The 18,442-nt window shown below is 74.2% G+C and carries 18 protein-coding genes; 7 read left to right on the forward strand and 11 right to left on the reverse strand.

All coding sequences use genetic code 11. From position 1 onward, the window contains the following. Positions 1-11: 11 nt before the first annotated feature. The 6 genes from VFJ21_11210 to VFJ21_11235 all read right to left on the reverse strand — a co-directional run bounded on the left by VFJ21_11210 (position 12) and on the right by VFJ21_11235 (position 6,000). Positions 12-1,676 carry a fumarate hydratase gene (locus VFJ21_11210; protein ID HET7407689.1) on the reverse strand — a complete coding sequence of 555 codons (1,665 nt, stop codon included), beginning with the start codon at positions 1,674-1,676 and terminating at the stop codon, positions 12-14. Positions 1,677-1,860: 184 nt separating this feature from the next. Then, complete coding sequence (glpX, locus tag VFJ21_11215; protein ID HET7407690.1) at positions 1,861-2,913, reverse strand: class II fructose-bisphosphatase; 1,053 nt, start codon at positions 2,911-2,913, stop codon at positions 1,861-1,863. 73 nt (positions 2,914-2,986) lie between these two features. Further along, complete coding sequence (locus VFJ21_11220) at positions 2,987-4,024, reverse strand: ABC transporter ATP-binding protein (GenBank protein ID HET7407691.1); 1,038 nt, start codon at positions 4,022-4,024, stop codon at positions 2,987-2,989. After that, positions 4,021-4,818, reverse strand: a complete 798-nt coding sequence (locus VFJ21_11225) for an ABC transporter permease (GenBank protein HET7407692.1) — start codon at positions 4,816-4,818, stop codon at positions 4,021-4,023. Before VFJ21_11225 ends, VFJ21_11220 begins: the two co-directional genes overlap by 4 nt. Before the next feature lie 13 nt (positions 4,819-4,831). Beyond that, positions 4,832-5,581 (reverse strand): molybdate ABC transporter substrate-binding protein, encoded by a 750-nt coding sequence (gene modA / locus VFJ21_11230; GenBank protein HET7407693.1) that lies wholly within the window; start codon positions 5,579-5,581, stop codon positions 4,832-4,834. Next, positions 5,578-6,000: a TOBE domain-containing protein gene (locus VFJ21_11235; protein ID HET7407694.1), complete on the reverse strand. Its 423-nt coding sequence runs from the start codon at positions 5,998-6,000 to the stop codon at positions 5,578-5,580. The genes modA and VFJ21_11235 overlap by 4 nt, the downstream gene beginning before the upstream one ends. 113 nt (positions 6,001-6,113) lie before the next feature. Here VFJ21_11235 and VFJ21_11240 point away from each other — a divergent pair, with 113 nt between their 5' ends. Beyond that, a complete protein-coding gene (locus VFJ21_11240) occupies positions 6,114-6,710 on the forward strand; it encodes a TetR/AcrR family transcriptional regulator (protein ID HET7407695.1) in 597 nt (198 codons plus the stop codon). 34 nt (positions 6,711-6,744) lie between these two features. Further along, positions 6,745-7,329: a DUF4245 domain-containing protein gene (locus VFJ21_11245; protein ID HET7407696.1), complete on the forward strand. Its 585-nt coding sequence runs from the start codon at positions 6,745-6,747 to the stop codon at positions 7,327-7,329. Here the strand turns inward: VFJ21_11245 and VFJ21_11250 are convergent, their stop codons facing one another. Then, positions 7,330-7,554: an exodeoxyribonuclease VII small subunit gene (locus VFJ21_11250; protein ID HET7407697.1), complete on the reverse strand. Its 225-nt coding sequence runs from the start codon at positions 7,552-7,554 to the stop codon at positions 7,330-7,332. Here VFJ21_11250 and VFJ21_11255 point away from each other — a divergent pair. Next, complete coding sequence (locus tag VFJ21_11255; protein HET7407698.1) at positions 7,553-8,017, forward strand: GNAT family N-acetyltransferase; 465 nt, start codon at positions 7,553-7,555, stop codon at positions 8,015-8,017. The two genes, VFJ21_11250 and VFJ21_11255, sit on opposite strands and share 2 nt — an antisense overlap. Here the strand turns inward: VFJ21_11255 and xseA are convergent. Together xseA and VFJ21_11265 are read right to left on the reverse strand one after the other, a co-directional pair. Next, a complete protein-coding gene (xseA, locus tag VFJ21_11260) occupies positions 8,007-9,209 on the reverse strand; it encodes an exodeoxyribonuclease VII large subunit (protein ID HET7407699.1) in 1,203 nt (400 codons plus the stop codon). The two genes, VFJ21_11255 and xseA, sit on opposite strands and share 11 nt — an antisense overlap. 27 nt (positions 9,210-9,236) lie before the next feature. Further along, on the reverse strand, positions 9,237-10,250 hold the full coding sequence (locus tag VFJ21_11265) for a hypothetical protein (protein ID HET7407700.1): 1,014 nt from the start codon (positions 10,248-10,250) through the stop codon (positions 9,237-9,239). 147 nt (positions 10,251-10,397) lie between these two features. On the opposite strand from VFJ21_11265, the gene VFJ21_11270 reads away from it, so the two are divergent. After that, positions 10,398-11,360 (forward strand): 4-hydroxy-3-methylbut-2-enyl diphosphate reductase, encoded by a 963-nt coding sequence (locus VFJ21_11270; GenBank protein HET7407701.1) that lies wholly within the window; start codon positions 10,398-10,400, stop codon positions 11,358-11,360. A gap of 14 nt (positions 11,361-11,374) precedes the next feature. On the opposite strand, the gene VFJ21_11275 is transcribed toward VFJ21_11270, so the two are convergent. After that, on the reverse strand, positions 11,375-11,836 hold the full coding sequence (locus VFJ21_11275; GenBank protein ID HET7407702.1) for a DUF6542 domain-containing protein: 462 nt from the start codon (positions 11,834-11,836) through the stop codon (positions 11,375-11,377). A 230-nt stretch (positions 11,837-12,066) separates the two neighbouring features. Then, entirely contained in the window at positions 12,067-13,248 is a 1,182-nt protein-coding gene (locus VFJ21_11280; protein ID HET7407703.1) for a DNA recombination protein RmuC, read from the reverse strand. Between the two features lie 136 nt (positions 13,249-13,384). Here VFJ21_11280 and VFJ21_11285 point away from each other — a divergent pair, with 136 nt between their 5' ends. The 3 genes from VFJ21_11285 to ychF are packed head-to-tail and all read left to right on the forward strand — an operon-like array spanning position 13,385 to position 18,426. Then, on the forward strand, positions 13,385-14,536 hold the full coding sequence (locus VFJ21_11285) for an exonuclease SbcCD subunit D (protein ID HET7407704.1): 1,152 nt from the start codon (positions 13,385-13,387) through the stop codon (positions 14,534-14,536). After that, the gene (locus VFJ21_11290; protein ID HET7407705.1) at positions 14,536-17,307 is read left to right on the forward strand and encodes an SMC family ATPase; all 2,772 of its coding nucleotides are present in this window, start codon (positions 14,536-14,538) and stop codon (positions 17,305-17,307) included. The genes VFJ21_11285 and VFJ21_11290 overlap by 1 nt, the downstream gene beginning before the upstream one ends. A gap of 42 nt (positions 17,308-17,349) precedes the next feature. After that, complete coding sequence (gene ychF / locus VFJ21_11295; protein HET7407706.1) at positions 17,350-18,426, forward strand: redox-regulated ATPase YchF; 1,077 nt, start codon at positions 17,350-17,352, stop codon at positions 18,424-18,426. Positions 18,427-18,442: the final 16 nt, after the last annotated feature.

Raw genomic sequence — 18,442 nt, forward strand, 5'->3', positions numbered from 1 at the left:
GCCGCTGTGCGTCAGGACGGCGGACCGACCGGGATGTTGGTGATCGTCGGGGCCGAGGTCTCGGCGAAGAAGTCGTTGCCCTTGTCGTCGACGACCACGAACGCCGGGAAGTCCTCGACCTCGATCTTCCAGATGGCTTCCATGCCGAGCTCGGGGTACTCCAGCACGTCGACCCGCCGGATGCAGTCCTGCGCCAGCCGCGCGGCCGGCCCGCCGATGGAGCCGAGGTAGAAGCCGCCGTTGGCCTGGCAGGCCCGCGTCACCTCGGCCGACCTGTTGCCCTTGGCGAGCATCACCAGCGACCCGCCGGCCTTCTGGAACTGGTCGACGTAGGAGTCCATCCGCCCCGCGGTCGTGGGCCCGAACGACCCGGACGCGTAGCCGGCGGGCGTCTTGGCCGGCCCGGCGTAGTAGACGGCGTGGTCGCGCAGGTAGGCCGGCATCGGCTCGCCCGCGTCGAGCCGTTCCTTGATCTTCGCGTGTGCGATGTCGCGCGCCACCACCAGCGGGCCGCTCAACGACAGCCGCGTCTTCACGGGCAGCCGCGCCAGGTCGGCGCGGATCTCGTCCATCGGCCGGTTGAGGTCGATGCGTACGACGTCGTCGGACAGGTGGTCGTCGGACACGTCCGGCAGGTAGCGCGCCGGGTCGGTCTCGAGCGCCTCGAGGAACACGCCCTCCGGCGTGATCCTCCCGATCGCCTGCCGGTCGGCCGAGCACGACACCGACACCGCGACCGGCAGCGACGCCCCGTGCCGCGGCAGCCGCACCACGCGCACGTCGTGGCAGAAGTACTTGCCGCCGAACTGCGCGCCGATCCCGAACGCCTGCGTCAGCTCGAGGATCCGCTTCTCCATCTCGATGTCGCGGAACCCGTGGCCGGTCTCGTCTCCGGACGTCGGCAGCGCGTCGAGGTAGCGGGCGCTGGCGTACTTCGCCGTCTTCAGCGCGTACTCCGCGCTGGTGCCGCCGACGACCACCGCGAGGTGGTACGGCGGGCAGGCCGCGGTCCCCAGCGAGCGGAGCTTCTCGTCGAGCCAGGACAGCAGCTTGTCGGGGTTCAGCAGCGCCTTGGTCTCCTGGTAGAGGTAGGACTTGTTGGCGCTGCCGCCGCCCTTTGCCATGAACAGGAGCTCGTAGGTGTCGGCGTGCCCGTGCGGGTCCTGCGCGTAGACCTCGATCTGGGCCGGCAGGTTGGAGCCGGTGTTCTTCTCGTCCCAGAACGTCAGCGGCGCCATCTGCGAGTAGCGCAGGTTGAGCGTCGTGTAGGCGTCGTAGACGCCTCTGCTGATGTGCTCGGCGTCGCGTCCGTCGGTCAGCACGTGCCGGCCGCGCTTGGCCGAGACGATGGCGGTGCCGGTGTCCTGGCACATGGGCAGCACGCCGCCCGCGGCGATGTTGGCGTTCTTCAGCAGGTCGAGCGCGACGAAGCGGTCGTTGGGTGAGGCGTCGGGGTCGTCGAGGATGCGGCGCAGCTGCGCCAGGTGCCCGGGTCGCAGCAGGTGTGCGATGTCGTGCATCGCGGTCTCGGTCAGCAGCCGCAGCGCCTCGGGCCCCACCTCGAGAAACGTGCGGCCCGCGGCGTCGACGGTGCGGACCCCGTCGGTGGTCAGCAGGCGGTAGGGCGTCTCGTCGGCGCCGAGCGGCAGCAGGTCGGTGTAGCGGAACTCAGGCACGGACCGAGGCTATCCAGCACGGAGGATCTCGCCGACTGAGGCCACGGGCGCTCCCGCCCACCAGGGCTTGAGCAGCCCCCACTTGTCCGGCGTTGTGGGGGTGGAAAAGGCCCCCGGGACCCCCTTACCGCCGGACAAGTCGTGGCCGGGGGTGAGGTGCGCGCTCGTGGGCTGCGCGGTGCGGTCAGGTGGCGCGGTCGAAGTCGATGCTCGAGTAGGCCCGCAGCTTCGACAGCCGGTGCTCGCTCTCGATCGTGCGGATCGTGCCGCTCTTCGAGCGCATGACCAGCGAGTGGGTCGTGGCGCCGCCGGCGCGGTAGCGCACGCCGCGCAGCAGCTCGCCGTCGGTCACGCCGGTCGCCACGAAGAACACGTTGTCGCTGCGCACCAGGTCCTCGGTGAACAGCACCCGGTCGAGGTCGTGCCCGGCGTCCTTGGCGCGGCCCCGCTCGGCGTCGTCGCGCGGCCAGAGCTTCGCCTGGATGACGCCACCCAGGCAGCGCAGCGCGCAGGCGGTGATGATGCCCTCCGGTGTGCCACCGATGCCGAGCAGCAGGTCGACGCCGGTGCCCTCGCGGGCAGCCATGATGGCGCCGGCCACGTCGCCGTCGCTGATGAACTTGATGCGCGCGCCGGCTTCGCGGATCTGCCGGACCATCTCCTCGTGCCGCGGCCGGTCGAGGATCACCACGGTCACGTCCTCGGGCGTGCCGCCCTTGGCCCGGGCCACCGCGCGGATGTTGTGCGCGACCGGCGCCTCGATGTCGACGGCCTCGGCCGCCTCCCGTCCGGTCGCCAGCTTCTCCATGTAGAAGACCGCGGAGGGGTCGTACATGGTGCCGCGCTCGGCGACGGCCATGACCGAGATCGCGTTGTTCATGCCCTTGGCGGTGAGCGTCGTGCCGTCGACCGGGTCGACCGCGACGTCACAGTCGGGAGCGTCGCCGGTACCGACCTGCTCGCCGTTGAACAGCATCGGCGCTTCGTCCTTCTCGCCTTCGCCGATGACGACGACGCCGTTCATGGAGACCGTGCTGATGAGCTGGCGCATCGCGTTGACCGCGGCCGCGTCGGCGCCGTTCTTGTCGCCGCGCCCGACCCAGCGGCCGGCCGCCATCGCCGCCGCCTCGGTGACGCGCACCAGCTCGAGGGCGAGGTTGCGGTCGGGCGCCTCCCCACCAACGGCCAAGGAGCTGGGGAGGTGGGCAGCGTCGGGCTCGGTCACGGGGTTGGTCATGGCAGCGGGCGTACCCCCTGGCGCGGGTGATGATCGTCGGGCCTTGCGACTGTGGCGATCGTAACGATGCGGGCTACAAGGCAACCAGCGTCACTTCGGTGGCCTTGATGCTGACCCACACCGGGGCACCCTCCCGCAGCTCGAGCTCGGCGGCCGCGGCGGCCGTCACCTCGGCGACGATCGGCGGCCGGCCGTCGACCCCGACCCGCACCCGGGCGCCGACGAGGGTCAGCTCACTCACGGTGCCGGGCCACAGGTTGCGCGGGCTGCCCTCCGGCCGCTGCCGGTGCAGGGCCACGGCGTGCGGCGGGACCACGGCGAGCAGCGGTACGCCGGGAGCGATGTCGTCCGCCCCGACGAGGGTCCCGCCCTCGTCGAGCCGCAACCCGTCTGCGGCCGACGTCGCGCGGTAGGCGTTGGCGCCGAGCAGGCGCGCCACCCATGGCGACCGCGGTGCGCGGGTCACCTCGACCGGCGAGGCGTCCTGCACGACGCGACCCTCGTCGAGCACCACCAGCCGGTCGGCCAGGGTGACGGCGTCGAGCGGGTCGTGGGTGACGACGAGGGTCGTGCCGTCGTAGGCCGACAGGTGCCGGCGCAGCGCCTGCCGCACGTCGGTGCGGGCGTCGGCGTCGAGCGCGGCGAGCGGCTCGTCGAGCAGCAGCACCCGCGGGTCGACGGCGAGCGCCCGGGCGAGGGCGACCCGCTGTGCCTGGCCGCCGGACAGCGCCGCCGGCCGCCGGTGCGCGAGTTCGCCCACGCCGAGCCGGTCGAGCCACTCGGCCGCGCGCCGGCGCGCGGCGGTGCGGCGTACGCCCTGCTGGCGGGGGCCGAAGGCCACGTTGTCCAGCGCGGTGAGGTGCGGGAACAGCGCGCCGTCCTGCGGCACGTAGCCGACCCTGCGGGCGTGGGTCGCCAGCCCGGCGACGTCGGCGCCGTCGATGGCGATGGGGCCGTGCGACGGGTGTACCCCGGCGATCGCACGCAGCAGGGTGCTCTTGCCGGCGCCGTTGGGTCCGACCAGCGCGACGACGCTGCCCGCCTCGGCTGCGACGTCGGCGGTCAGGGTGAACGTGCCGGCCCGCGCGGTCAGCGCGACCGCGAGGCTCACCGCCGCACCGCCCATCGACCGCGCAACCCGATGAGCACCGCCACCGAGACGACGAGCAGCACGAGGCTCATCGCGACCGCCGCGTCGGGATCGGTCTGCAGCTGCAGGTAGACGTAGAGCGGCAAGGTCTGGGTGGTGCCGGGCAGGTTGCCGGCGAACGTGATCGTCGCGCCGAACTCGCCGAGGGCCCGCGCCCACGACAGCGCCGCGCCCGCGGCGAGCGCCGGGCCGGCGATCGGCAGCGTCACCCGGCGGAACACCGCCCACGGCCGGGCGCCGAGCGTCGCGGCCACCTGTTCGTAGCGCTCGTCGAGGGCCGCGAGGGCACCCTCGACCGACAGCACCAGGAAGGGCAGCGCCACGAACGTCTCCGCCAGCACCACGCCCGCGGTCGAGAACGGCAGGCGGATGCCTGCCGCCGACAGCGCGCCGCCGAGCAGCCCGGCCCGGCCGAACGCCAGCAGCAGCGCCACGCCGCCGACCACGGGCGGAAGCACGAGCGGCAGCGTGACCAGCGACCTCAGCAGCGACCGTCCGCGGAACCGCGACCGCGCCAGCACCCAGGCCAGCGGTACGCCGAACAGCAGGCACAGCACGACGGAGGCCGTCGACGTGATCATCGACAGCCGCAGCGCGTCGAGGGCACCGCCGCTGGACAGCTGGGCCGGCAGCCGCGACCACGGGGCCTTCGCGACCAGGCCGACGAGCGGCAGCATCAGCAGGACGACGGCGAGGACGGCGAGGCCGCCGACCGGCAGCGGCGTGCGCCGGATCGTGGCGGCCCGCGCCTTCATCGCGCCCGCCCGCTCATGAGGCGGGCAGGAAGCCGAAGCGGGTGAGGATCCGCTGGCCGGCCGGCGACAGCACGAACGCGAGGAACGCTCGGCCCGTGGCGTCGCGGGACAGTGGCGCGATCGGGTAGCGCGCGGTCTGGTTGACGGCCGGTGGGATCGTGACCCGCGACACCTGGTGACCGGCGGCGGTGATGTCGCTGGCGTAGACGATGCCCGCGTCGGCCTCGCCGAGCTCGACCTTGGTGAGCACGCTGCGGACGTTCTCCTCCAGCGACTTCGGCGCGACGGTGACGCCGGCCTTCTGCAGTGCGGTGCGTGCGTAGTGGCCCGCCGGCACCGCCGGGGCCGCGAGGACCACGGCGACGCCGGGGCGGGCGAGGTCAGCGAGCGACGCGATGTGCTTCGGGTTGCCCGGCGCGACCGCGATGGCGAGCGTGTTGCGGGCGAAGACCCGCGGGGCGGCGGTCGTCTCCCGGCGTGCGGCGTCCATCGAGCGCTCGTCCGCGGAGGCGAAGACGTCGGCGGGGGCACCCTGCTGGATCTGCGCGACGAGCGACTGCGAGCCGGCGAACGACAGCGTGATCTGCGTGCCCGGGTGGGCCTTCTCGAAGGCTGCCTTCTCGGCGTTGAAGGCATCGGTCAGCGACGCGGCGGCGAGCACGGTCGCGTGGGTCGACGGAGCATCGCTGCCGCCCGAGCCACCGCAGGCCGCGAGCGCGACCAGTGGCAGCGCCGCCACCAGGGCGGCCGCCCGCCGCCTCACGGGGCGACCACCTCGACGCCCACGTTGGTCGCCTTGACGCTGGCAATGGCGAGCATGCCCTCGACGAGACCGAGCTCGTCGACCGCCTCGCGGGTCAGCAGCGACACCAGCCGGTGCGGCCCGGCCTGGATCTCGACCTGCGCCGCGACGTCGCCGCGGTGCACCCGCGTGACGATGCCCTGGAACCTGTTGCGGGCCGACCGCCCGACGACCGTCACCCCGTCGAGCTGTGGCTCCTCCTCGGCCAGCGCGACCGCGAACTCTGCGAGCGCCGTGCCGTCGACGACCCGGTGGCCGCCGTCGTCGAGCCGGGTCGGGAACCGCTCCGCCTCCGCCCACCGCCGCACGGTGTCGACGCTGACGCCGAGCAGGCCGGCGGCTTGCGCCATGCGGTAGGCCGGAGCGGCAGGCTTACGCATGTGCGGCACGATAGCGCAGGATCAAGCCGCATCTGCGGACGACGATGAGCCCGCACAGCCTTGCAGCCGCACCTCACGCGCATCGCCGCCCCGCCCGTGCCAAAGTAGGAGCCGTGACGGAGACCTCGGCACGCCCGTCCGGCCGCGCGCAGGCGACCCGCGCGGCGCTGCTCGACGCCGCGCGCGAGGTGTTCACGGCCTGCGGGTTCAGCGACGCGAACATCTCCGACGTCGTCGCGCGTGCGGGTGCCAGCGTCGGCAGCCTCTACCACCACTTCGGCGGCAAGGCCGACCTCTACCTCGCCCTCTACGAGGACTACCAGGCCCGCCAGGAGGACCGCGCCTCCGCCGCCGTCCGGCAGGCGCGCGTCGCCGGTGAGACCGACCCCGTGCGGCTGTTCATCGCCGGCGCTCGGGCTTTCTTCCACGGCTGCTGGGAGGAGCGCGACCTCGCGCGGCTGTTCCTCGCCGGCGGCGGTCCGCCCGGCTTCGAGCTGGTCGCCCGGCGGCGCTACCGCGAGTGGGTGTCGAGCAACGCCGCCCTGCTCAAGCCGCGCGAGCGTCCCCTCGGCGAGGCGCTCGTGCTCGTGCTCACGACGGTCGCCGCGCAGGCCGGGCACGAGGTCGCGATGCAGGAGTCGCAGGAGGCGGCCTACGAGCTGGCCGAGGCCCTGCTCGAGCTGATCCACCGGATCGGCGTCCCCGACTGACCCACGGCCGCCGTCCGTGCGTCAGCATGGAGGGGTGGCACCGAGCACTCCGGCGCGGCCGACGGCCAACGCCCGCGTCCGTCAGACCGTCGGGGACATGGGACGGTCTCTCGGCCTGGTGTTCGTGTTCATCGCCGTGCTGCTGTTCGTGAGTCCGGCCCGCTCGCTGGTGCTCCCGGGGCACGGGCACAAGGTGCAGACCGTGAGCTACTCCGACGAGGTCCGGGCGGCTACCCGGTTGACCGCGGGTGCCGTGCTCGAGCCGGTCGGACTGCCCCACGGCTGGCAGCCGACCAGCGCCCGCGTCGGGGGTGGCAACGGCGACCCGATGACCTTGCACATCGGCTACGTCACCCCGGCCGGCGAGTACGCCGCGCTCGAGGAGTCCGACGGACCGGCCGCCGGCTTCCTGCGCGGCCTGCTCGGCAAGGCCGGCGCCCGCACGGTCGACGGCACCGTGACCGTCGGGTCGGCGGCGTGGCAGGTCCGTCACGACGCCAAGGGCGAGCTCGCCCTGACCCGCACCGCGGGCGGGCTGACGCTCGTGGTCACCGGTAGCGCGAAGCAGGCCGAGCTCGAGTCGCTGGCGGGCGCCCTGCGCCCGGCGCCGAAGCAGTAGCTAGTCCTCGTCCTCGTCCTCGTCCTCGTCGCCGGCGACGGCCGCCGCCAGCTGGGCGCGCGCGCCGTCCAGCCACTCCTGGCAGATCTGCGCGAGCTGCTCGCCGCGCTCCCAGAGCGCGAGCGACTCCTCGAGCGTCGTACCTCCGGCCTCCAGCCGGCGGACGACGTCGACCAGCTCGTCGCGGGCCTGCTCGTAGCCCGGTCTGTCAGGATCGGCTGCCATGGCGAGCCGAAGCGTACGGCGGGCAACCGTCGACGACGCCGACACCCTGCTGGCGCTGCGGGTCGCGATGTACGACGCGCTCGAGGTCGACACGTCCGGATCGGACTGGCGCGACGCGTGCCGCTCGCTGCTCGTCGAGCGGCTCGCGCGCGACGACTTCGCCGGGATGCTCTGCGAGGTCGGCGGTGAGGCCGTCAGCGGGGGCGTGGCCTGGGTGGAGTTCCACCTGCCGAACCCGCTGGATGCAGCCGGTCGCCGCGGCTACATCTCGTCGATGTCGACCCTGCCGCACGCCCGCGGCCGGGGTCACGCGCGCGCGGTCGTGCAGGCGTTGCTCGACTGGTGCGTCGCGCAGGGCTGCCGGCGGGTGGACCTGCGGGCGACGACCTACGGCGAGCCGCTCTACAGCGGCATGGGCTTCCGGATCGCGACCGGCCTGCCGATGACCTGGACTACTCCGTGACCCGGACGCCGATCCGGCCACCGGCGACCCGCGCCGTGAGCGTCTCGCCGGCCGACACCTCGGCCGGGTCGCGGACGACGGTGCCGTCGGGCTTCTGCAGTACCGCGTAGCCGCGCTCGAGCGTCGCGGCCGGCGAGAGGGCGCCGACCCGCGCCCGTAGCTGCTGCAGCTGGCCGTGGTCGCCGTCGAGGCGTGCGGCGAGGCACCGCCGCGCCCGTTCGACGTGTCCACCGATGTCGGCCGCACGACGGTCGAGATCGGCGACCGGCGCGGCCAGGGCGGGGCGGCTGCGCAGCGCGTCGAGCGACCGCTGCTCCTGGTCGAGGCGGGCGTGCAGGCACCGCCAGGTGCGCTGCCGGAGCGCTTCGACACGGCCGACCTCCTCGGCCATGTCGGGGACGACGAGCTTGCCGGCGTCGGTCGGCGTCGAGGCGCGCCGGTCGGCCACGTGGTCGACCAGCGGGGTGTCGGTCTCGTGCCCGACAGCAGACACCACCGGCGTCCGGCAGGCGGCGACCGCCCGGCAGAGCGCCTCGTCGGAGAACGGCAGCAGGTCCTCGACCGACCCGCCGCCGCGGGCCAGCACGATGACGTCGACGGCCGGGTCGGTGTCGAGCCGGGCGAGCGCGTCGAGCATCTGGCTCACGGCGTACGCGCCCTGCACGGCGACGGCCTCGATCCGGAAGCGGACCGCGGGCCAGCGGCGGCGGGCGTTCTCGACGACGTCGCGCTCGGCGGCGCTGTCGCGGCCCGTGACGAGTCCCACCGTGCCCGGGAGGAAGGGCAGCGGCCGCTTGCGTTCGGCGGCGAACAACCCCTCTGCGGCCAGCACCTGGCGCAGCTGCTCGAGGCGGGCCAGGAGCGCACCGACACCGACCGGGCGGATGTCGTAGGCCGTGAGCGACAGGGTCCCGCGCATCAGGTAGAAGTCCGGCTTCGCCCACACGACGACGCGGGCACCTTCGGCTAGCGGCGGTTGCACGGTTTCGCACACCGCGCGCGGGCAGGTGATGCGCAGCGACACGTCGGCGACCGGGTCGCGCAGCGTCAGGAACGCCGTGGCCGCCCGGCCGCTGAGCTCCGTGACCTGGCCCTCGACCCAGACGCGACCGAGGCGGCCGATCCACTCACCGATCGCGCGCGCGACCGTGCGTACCGGCAGCGGTGACTCGGGCGTCGACTCCAGGGGCACCCGGCCAACCTAGAGCCCGGGTGGGCGCTAAGGGCGGGGCGTCGCGCCGAGGTCGTCGGCGCCGGACTCCGCCCGGCGTATCGCCGGCTCGGCCGCCTGCTGCGCGGCCTGCTGGCCGTCGTTCGCGGACGGGGCGGCGGCGGTCGGTCCGGTGCTGTTCGACGAGCTGTCGGTGGCGGGCGCATGCGGCCCGTCGGCCTCGAGCTTGGCGATGCGGTTCTCGAGCATCGTCACGACCTGCAGGCGGTTGGCGTGGGCGAGCTCGTAGGCCCGCAGCGTCACGAGCTGAGGGACGTCGAGCTGGCGCAGGCGCGCCCGCAGCGAGGCGAGCGTGAGGTGGTCGATGTCGGGGATCGCCAGGTCGTCGGGGGACAGGTCGGCGCCCTCCGCCGCGGTCGACGGGACGTTCGCGCCGGCCTCCTGGCTCGCCTGCTCGGCCACCGCGGTCGCGGCACCGGGTGCGCCGGCCTCGATCGCCTGCTCGGACAGCTCCTCGGCCGGTGCGGGAGCGCTGGGCCGGTTGCCGCCCGCCGGTCGCGTGGTGGTCCTCTTACCGGTGGGCTTGGCTGCGGCGTCCTTGCGCCCGGCCGGCCGGTCGCTGGAGCGGCTGGTGGTGCGCCGCAGCTGGGTCGCCTTCTCGACCGCGTCACGTGCCTTCTCCGCGACCTCGCGCGCCTCCTCCTCGACCGTGCGCTCCGCCCCGCGGGCGGCCTCGGCGACCGAGCCGTTGGCCGACTCGCCGCGAAGCCCGCCCGTCAGGCCGGTGAGCTGGGTGCCGAGGCCCACGGCGTCGCCGGTCATCTTCTGCACGAACGCGATGCCGCGGGCCGCGTAGCCGAGGTACTCGCGGCGCACGGTCTGCGCCTTCTGGGCGACGAACGCCATGCCGATCAGCGGCAGCTGCGGCGCGATCGTCGGCAGGTTCTTCGCGGTGCGTACGCCGGACACCACGATCCCGAGGGCGGCGGCCACCGGGGTCGGCAGGTTTCCCGCCACGCCGGTGTGCTCGTCGTGGTTCTGGTCGTCGGGGGTGGCAGCCATGGAGAGTTCCTCTGGATCGTGCCCGCAGGCGCGGATGGTCCTGGTCCAGCGTGCCCGGCGCCGTCCGACGGCTAACCGGCGGGGTGGTGTGACGATGCCCGCTTCGCGGGACCGGGCGGAGCGGGCCCCGCGACGTACCATCGACACATGGAATCCACCGGCAAGCGCGTGCTCCTCGCGAAGCCGCGCGGCTACTGCGCCGGCGTCGACCGCGCGGTGCAGACGGTGGAGCGGGCACTGGAGACCTATGGCCCGCCGGTCTACGTGCGCAAGCAGATCGTGCACAACCTGCACGTGGTGCAGACCCTCGAGGCGCGCGGTGCGATCTTCGTGGAGGAGACCGACGAGGTGCCCGAGGGCGCGCTCGTCGTCTTCTCCGCCCACGGCGTCGCGCCGACCGTGCACGACGAGGCGCGCGACCGGCAGCTGCGCGCGATCGACGCGACCTGCCCGCTGGTGACGAAGGTGCACTCGGAGGTACGTCGGTTCGCCGGGCAGGACCTCGACATCCTGCTCATCGGCCACGCCGGCCACGAGGAGGTCATCGGCACCACCGGCGAGGCGCCGGAGCACGTGCACCTGGTCGACGGTCCCGACGACGTCGCCAACGTGACGGTGCGCGACCCCGACCGGGTGGCCTGGCTCTCCCAGACGACGTTGTCGGTCGACGAGACCAACGCGACGGTCGCGGCCTTGCGGGAGCGGTTCCCCAACCTGATCGACCCGCCGAGCGACGACATCTGCTACGCGACCCAGAACCGCCAGGGAGCCGTCAAGGCGATCGCCGCCGACAGCGACCTCGTCATCGTCGTGGGCTCGGCCAACTCCTCGAACTCCGTGCGGTTGGTCGAGGTGGCCCTCGACTCGGGCGCGGGTGCGGCGCGTCTCGTCGACCACGCGAGCGAGATCGACGAGGCCTGGCTCGACGGGGTGACGACCGTCGGTGTGACCAGCGGCGCGTCGGTGCCGGAGGAGCTGGTCGTCGAGGTCATGGAGTGGCTCGCCGCCCGCGGTTTCGGAGACGTCGAGGAGATCACCTCGGCCGAGGAGAACCTCCTGTTCGCGTTGCCCCGCGAGCTGCGCCGGTTGCCCGTCGCCGAGCGCGGCTGAGCCTTCGGCTCAGGTCAGTGCCAGGACGCCGGACGCGTATCCGGCGGCCGGTGCGCGACCGGGTGCTGCTGCAACGCGAGCACCCGTTGCCGGTGGGCCGTGTGCCGAAGCCCCGCGGTGCCGGCGGCGAGCAGGGTGCCGACGACGAGCACCGGCGCGCCGGTGATGAGCTCGGTAGCGAGCTCGAGCAGCTCCTGGGTGAGGAAGCTGCCGGTCACGCCCGTCACCTCGATCGTGCCCGCGATCAGCGCGACCAGCACGTAGACGAGTGGCGGCATGACCACGGTCGCGCGCAGGCCGTCGATCCGGACCAGCAGCGCGGCCGCCAGGCAGCCGGCACAGAAGCAGATCGCGAACAGGGTGCGCAGCCCGGAGCCGGTGGCCGCGTCGATGGTGCCGCCGGACACCGAGAGCACCACGGCCAGCAGCACGGCGGCCGGCACGGTGAGCCCGCGGCTGTCGACCAGCCGGGCCACGACCGGGCTCGTCCCGAGCGCCGTGGACCGTGGCCTGGGTGATCCGAACTCGCGTCCTGCCGAGATCACCACGTCGTCCTCCGTCTGCGTCGGCGCCGAGCGGTCGGCCCATCCACCCCGTGGGCGTGATGTCCGGGTCAGCACGGTAGCCGCCGGATGCCCGGATGGTGCCGCACCACGCGGGGCGTCAAACAAGCCTCACGGCGGCACGTCGTGCCCCTCCGCAGCTGTCACCAGCCGGATGCGTCGGCCTCGGTCGCCACGGTGGCGGACCGCGGGGCGTCGTCGATCGGGCGCGGCGGTGGCACGTCGGCGTCGACGGCACCGGTGTCGCGGATGCGGCGCAGCTGCGGCAGCACCCGCGTCTCCAGGGAGCCGACGGCGGCGTTGTAGTCGCCCACCGCCCGGCCGAGCGCGCGGCCCATGCGGTCGACGTGACCGGCGAACGTGGCCAATCGGCCGTGCAGCTCGCGCGCCGCGTCGAAGAGCACCCTGGCGTTGTCGGTGAGCGCTGCCTGCTGCCACGAGAACGCCACCGTGCGCAGCAGCGCGATCAGCGTCGTCGGCGTCGCCACGACGACGCGCCGGCTCATGGCGTGCTCGAGCAGGCCGGGGTCGTGCTCGAGCGCCGGGGCGAGAAATGCCTCGCCCGGCACGAACAGCACCACGAACTCCGGCGCCGGGCTGACCGCTGACCAGTAGGCCTTGCCGGCAAGGGCGTCGACGTGCGACCGCAGCTGGCGGGCGTGCCCGGCGAGGTGCTCCTTGCGGCGGGCGTCGTCGCTCGCGTCGGCGGCCTCGAGGTAGGCGCTCAACGGCACCTTCGCGTCGACGACCACGCTGCGCCCGCCGGACAGCCGCACAACGAGGTCGGGGCGTTGCACCCCGTCGGCCGTCGCCAGCGTCGGTTGCTCGTCGAAGTCGCAGTGCTCCACCATCCCGGCCACCTCGACCACCCGGCGCAGCTGCATCTCGCCCCAGCGGCCGCGCGCCTGCGGCGCCCGCAGCGCCCCGACCAGAGACGCGGTCTGCGCGCGCAGCTGCTCCGAGGTCTCGCGGACGAAGCCGACCTGCTCGACGAGCGAGGCGTAGGCCGCCGTCCGTGCCTGCTCCAACCCCCGCAGCTGGAGCTCGACCCGGTCGAGCGCCTCGCGAAGCGGCACGACCAGCTGCTCGACGGCCTGCCGGCGCTGCTCGAGCTCGCCGGTGGCTCGGGTCTCCGCCACTCGCAGGCGCCCCTCGGCCAGTGCGACGAACTGCGCGTTGTTGCGCTCCAGCGCCGCCGCCGACAGCTCCTGGAACTGCAGCGCCATCCGGGCCTGCGCCCCCGCGTTTCGCGCGCCGGCGAACCATGCGCCCAGCGCCGCGCCGAGCAGTAGACCGATGGCGGCCGCCATCACCGTGTTGTCCATCCGCCGACCTTCGCGCGAGGGTGTGACAGAACCGCCCCGGACCGCGGCCGCCGCAGCCGGTGGACGGCGACCGGCTCGACCGGGCTCGGCGTGTCGTCCCGTCGTTTTGTCGGTGGCCCCGCCTACCGTCCGAAACATGCTCGTGCTGCACACCTCCGACTGGCATCTCGGCCGGTCGTTCCACGGCGCCGACCTCACCGGTGCGCAGGCCGCCGTGCTCGACCACCTGGTCGACGTGGTGCGCGAGGAGCGGGTCGGCCTCGTCCTGATCGCGGGCGACCTCTACGACCGGGCGCTTCCGCCGGTCTCCGCCGTCGAACTGTGGGGCGACACGGCCGAGCGGCTCGTCGACGCCGGTGCACAGGTCGTGGTCGTCAGCGGCAACCACGACTCGGCCCGCCGGTTGGGCGGGGGCGCCGGGTTGCTCGAGCGCGCCGGCGTACACATCCGCACCGATCCCTCCCGGGCGGCCGACCCGGTGCTGCTCGACCTCGACGGTGCCGCGCTCGCGGTCTACCCGATCCCCTACCTGGAGCCGTCGGTCGCCGCCGATCTGGTCGAGGGCGCGCGGCCCACGCACGCCACGGTGCTGCGCGCCGCGGCCGAGCGGTGCCGCTTCGATCTGGCGGGCCGGTCGGGGGTGCGCGGCATCGCCGTCGCCCACGCGTTCGTCGCCGGCGGCGAGGAGTGCGCGAGCGAGCGCGCGCTGACGGTCGGCGGGGCGGCGCAGGTGTCCGCCGGCACCTTCGCGGGCTTCGACTACGTCGCGCTCGGTCACCTGCACGGTCGGCAGGTGCTCGGCGAGGGCCAGCTGCGCTACTCCGGCTCCCCGCTCGCCTACTCCTTCTCCGAGGAGCGCCACCACAAGGGTGCGTGGCTGCTCGACATCGGCACCGACGGCGTACGCCGCGTCCACGAGGTCGACCTGCCGGTCCCGCGCCGGCTCGCCCGGTTGCGCGGGACGCTCGAGGACCTGCTGGCCGCGCCGGTCTACTCCGAGGTCGAGGGCAGCTGGGTCTCGGTCACGCTGACCGACACCCGCTGCCCCGCCGGCGCCATGCCGCGGCTGCAGCGCCGGTTCCCGCACGCCGTCGAGCTGACGTGGGAGCCGGCCGGGGGCGTCGTCGACCTCACCGGCAGCTACACGGCGAGGGTCGCGCAGCGCGACGACCTCGAGGTGGTCGGCGAGTTCGTCAGGCACGTCCGCAACACGCCGGCCGACGCCGAGGAGGCGACCGTCCTGCACGACGCCGTCGAGGCGGCGACGCGCACCCCCGTCGAGGTCTGATGCGGCCCCATCGGCTGACGCTCTCGGCGTTCGGGCCCTTCCCCGGCGAGGAGACCGTCGACTTCGACGAGGTCGGCGCCGCCGGGCTGCTCCTGCTGCACGGGGAGACCGGCGCCGGCAAGACGTCGATCCTCGACGCCGTCGGCTACGCGCTCTACGGCGCGGTCCCCGGGGAGCGGGGCGTGCGCGGCCTGCGGTGCGAGCACGCGGGCGCCGCTGCCGAGACGTGGGTGCTGCTGGAGTTCTCGGTCGGGGAGCGCAGGTTCCGCATCCGGCGCTCGCCGAAGCAAGACGTGCCGAAGCAGCGCGGCACCGGCACGACGACCCGCCAGCCCGCCGCGCAGCTCGACGAGTGGCTCGGGGGTGGCTGGCAGACGGTGTCGACCCGTCTCGACGAGGTGGGGCTGACGGTCGGTGACGCGGTCGGCCTGACCGTGGAGCAGTTCCACCAGGTCGTCCTGCTCCCGCAAGGCCGGTTCGCCGCCTTCCTGCACGCGCCGGCGGACCAGCGGGAGAAGCTGCTGCGCAGCCTCTTCGGCACGGCCCGCTTCGCGCGGGTCGAGGACGAGCTCGCCGCTCATCGGCGCCGGGTGCAGGAGGAGCGCGACGAGCTCGCCCGTCAGGCCGACCTCGAGGTGCTCGGGCTGGCTCGCCGCGTCGGCAGCGAGGAGCCCGGCGACGGCCGCCGTTCCGACTGGGCGCACGGCATCGCCGCGCGGCTCGAGGCGGAGCTCGCCACGGCCGACGCCGCAGCCGCGCAGGCCCAGCAGCACCGAGCCGCCGCGGCCGAGACCCTCGCCGCAACCCGGGAGCTGGCGGTCGCGCAGCAGCGGCGTCGCGAGCTCGAGGACCGGCTGACCCGGTCCCGGGCCGAGGCACCCGCCCACGAGGCCCGGCGCGACCGGCTTCGCCGCGCGCGCCTCGCCGCGCCGCTCACCGGTGATCTCGCCCGTGAGGCGGAGCTCGCCGCCACCCTGCGCCGGACGGTCGTCGCGGCGGAGCGAGCCGTGTCGGTGCTTCCTCCCGACGTCGACCACGTCGTGCCGGCACTGCGCGCGGCCGAACGCGATGCGCTCGACGCGTGCGCCAACGTCCGGGCGCTTCTGCCGCTCGCCGGAGAGTTGGCGGCCGATGAGACCGAGTTGTCCGCGGTGCTGGCCGGCATCGCCCGGGCCGCACGCACCGAGGCAGCAGCACGGCTGGCGGCCGGTCGCTCGTTCGCCGAGACCCGCGCGGCAGTCGATGGCTTGGAGCAGCAGCTTCGTGCCGCCCGCGACCGGGCGCTCGACGCCCGCGAGCACTGGCTCGACCTGGCCCGCAGGCGCCTCGAAGGGATGGCGGCCGAGCTCGCCGCCGGGCTCGTCGACGGCGAGCCGTGCGCGGTCTGCGGCAGCAACGACCATCCGGCTCCGGCCAGGCCGGCCGAGGGTGCGGTCGGCAAGGACCAGGAGGACGCCGCCCGGGTCGCCGCGGAGGCCGCGCAGGCGGCCGCCGACGCCGTGCAACGGCGCCGGCACGAGGCCGAGGCCGCACTCGCCCCGCTCCTGGCCGAGGCCGGCACCGACGACCTCGCCGTTTTGGAGGCCGCGGTGGCGGATGCCGATGCCGCCTGCGCCGCGGCGGCAGCCGACCTCCCCGCCGAGACCCGGCCCGCCGACGGTCACGCGAGCGTCCTGCAGGCACGCGCCGCCGCGTTGCGCGCGACAACCGCCGAGCGGCGCGCGCGACTCGACGCGGCGCGTGGCGGCGAACGGACCCTCGAGGACCGTCTGGGCCGGTTGACCCGGAGGGCCGAGGACTGCGCCGCAGCGGCCGATGCGCTGCAGGTTGTCGAGCGTGCCGGTGCCGAGCACGCTGCAGCCGTCGCGGCCCTCGCCGGCGCCGTCACGGCCGCGGGGTTCACCGACGTGGCAGCGGCGCGTGGGGCTCTGCTGTCGGCCGCTCAGGTCGAGAACGAGGAGGCGGGCCTGGCGGCCTACGACGACGAGATCCGTTCGGTCGTCGCCCTGCTCGCCGAGCCGCAGCTGCAGGTCGACCTCGACCCGCCTGCCGACGAGGCCGCTGCACGTGCGGCGGCCGAGCTGGCGCAACGGCGGCACGAAGAAGCCGTCGAGGCGCGAGCCCGCCTCCGTGCGGCGACCGAGGCCGCGCAGGCGACTGCCGGCCGGCTCGCCGACCTCGAGCGCCGCCTCGCCCCGGTCGAGCAGCGGCTGGCGCTGGTCGCGGGCCTCGCCGAGCTGGCAGCGGGAGGCGCGGGCAACCGGCTCAACATGACCTTGTCCGCGTTCGTGCTGGCCGCCCGGCTCGAGGCGGTCGCGGTCCGCGCGAGCGCGCGACTGTCGCACATGACGAGCGGCCGCTACACCCTCGTGCACACCGACGACCTGCTCGACGGGCGCCGTCGCAGCGGCCTCGGCCTCGCCGTCCGCGACCTGTGGACCGGTGGCGAGCGACCGACGTCGTCGCTGTCCGGCGGCGAGACGTTCATGACCGCGCTGTCGCTGGCCCTCGGGCTGGCCGACGTGGTCGCGGAGGAGACGGGCGGCCGGCGGCTTGACACGCTGTTCGTCGACGAGGGCTTCGGGTCGCTCGACGACAACGCGCTCGACCGGGTGATGGAGGTGCTCGACGGGCTGCGCGACGGCGGCCGGCTGGTCGGGCTGGTCAGCCACGTCGCCGAGCTGCAGCGGCGGGCGCCGGCGCGGCTCGAGGTGCTGCGTGGCGAGTCGGGGTCGACGCTGCGCGCGCACCCCGCACCCCTCGCCGACTGAGGCCCCCGGCCGACCGCGGTCGCGCAGGTAGCGTGGTCCGTCGTGAGTCTGACCATCGGCATCGTCGGGTTGCCCAACGTCGGCAAGTCGACGTTGTTCAACGCGCTGACCAAGAACGACGTGCTCGCGGCCAACTACCCGTTCGCCACGATCGAGCCCAACGTCGGCGTGGTGCCGGTGCCCGACGAGCGGCTCACTCGCCTCTCGGCCATGTTCGACTCGGCCCGGATCGTGCCCGCGACGGTCAGCTTCGTCGACATCGCCGGGCTCGTGCGCGGCGCCAGCGAGGGGCAGGGGCTGGGCAACCGGTTCCTCGCCAACATCCGCGAGTCCGACGCGATCTGCCAGGTCGTGCGGGTGTTCACCGACCCCGACGTCACCCACGTCGAGGGCCGCATCGACGCCGCCGACGACATCGCCACGATCAACACCGAGCTCGTGCTCGCCGACCTCGCCACCGTCGACAACCGGCTGGCAAGGCTCGAGCGCGAGGCGCGGATGCGTCCCGAGAAGCGGGCGGAGCTCGCCGCCGTGCAGGCCGCCCGCGCCGTGCTCGACGAAGGCCGTCCGGTCTCGTCGGCGCCGGAGATCGACCGGGAGGCCCTGCGCGAGCTGTCGCTGCTCACGGCCAAGCCGTTCATCTACGTCTTCAACCTCGACGACGACGCGCTGGTCGACGCCGACCTCAAGGCCAAGCTCGCCGACCTCGTCGCCCCCGCCGACGCGGTCTTCCTCTGCGCCAAGATCGAGGCCGAGCTGACCGAGCTGCCCGACGAGGAGGCCGCCGAGCTGCTCGCCGAGCTCGGTCAAGGCGAGCCCGGCCTGCACCAGCTGATCCGCGTGGGCTTCCACACCCTCGGCCTGCAGACGTTCCTGACCGCCGGGCCCAAGGAGTCGCGGGCCTGGACGATCCGTCAGGGCTCGACCGCGCCCGAGGCCGCCGGTGTCATCCACACCGACTTCCAGCGCGGGTTCATCAAGGCGGAGATCGTCTCGTTCGACGACCTCGTCTCGGCCGGCTCGATGGCCGACGCCCGCGCCGCCGGGAAGGTGCGCATGGAGGGCAAGGACTACGTCATGCAGGACGGCGACGTGGTCGAGTTCCGCTTCAACGTCTGAGCCGCTGCGTCTCCCG

This window comes from Mycobacteriales bacterium (assembly GCA_035690485.1).
In the GTDB taxonomy this organism is placed as follows: domain Bacteria; phylum Actinomycetota; class Actinomycetes; order JAFAQI01; family DASSKL01; genus DASSKL01.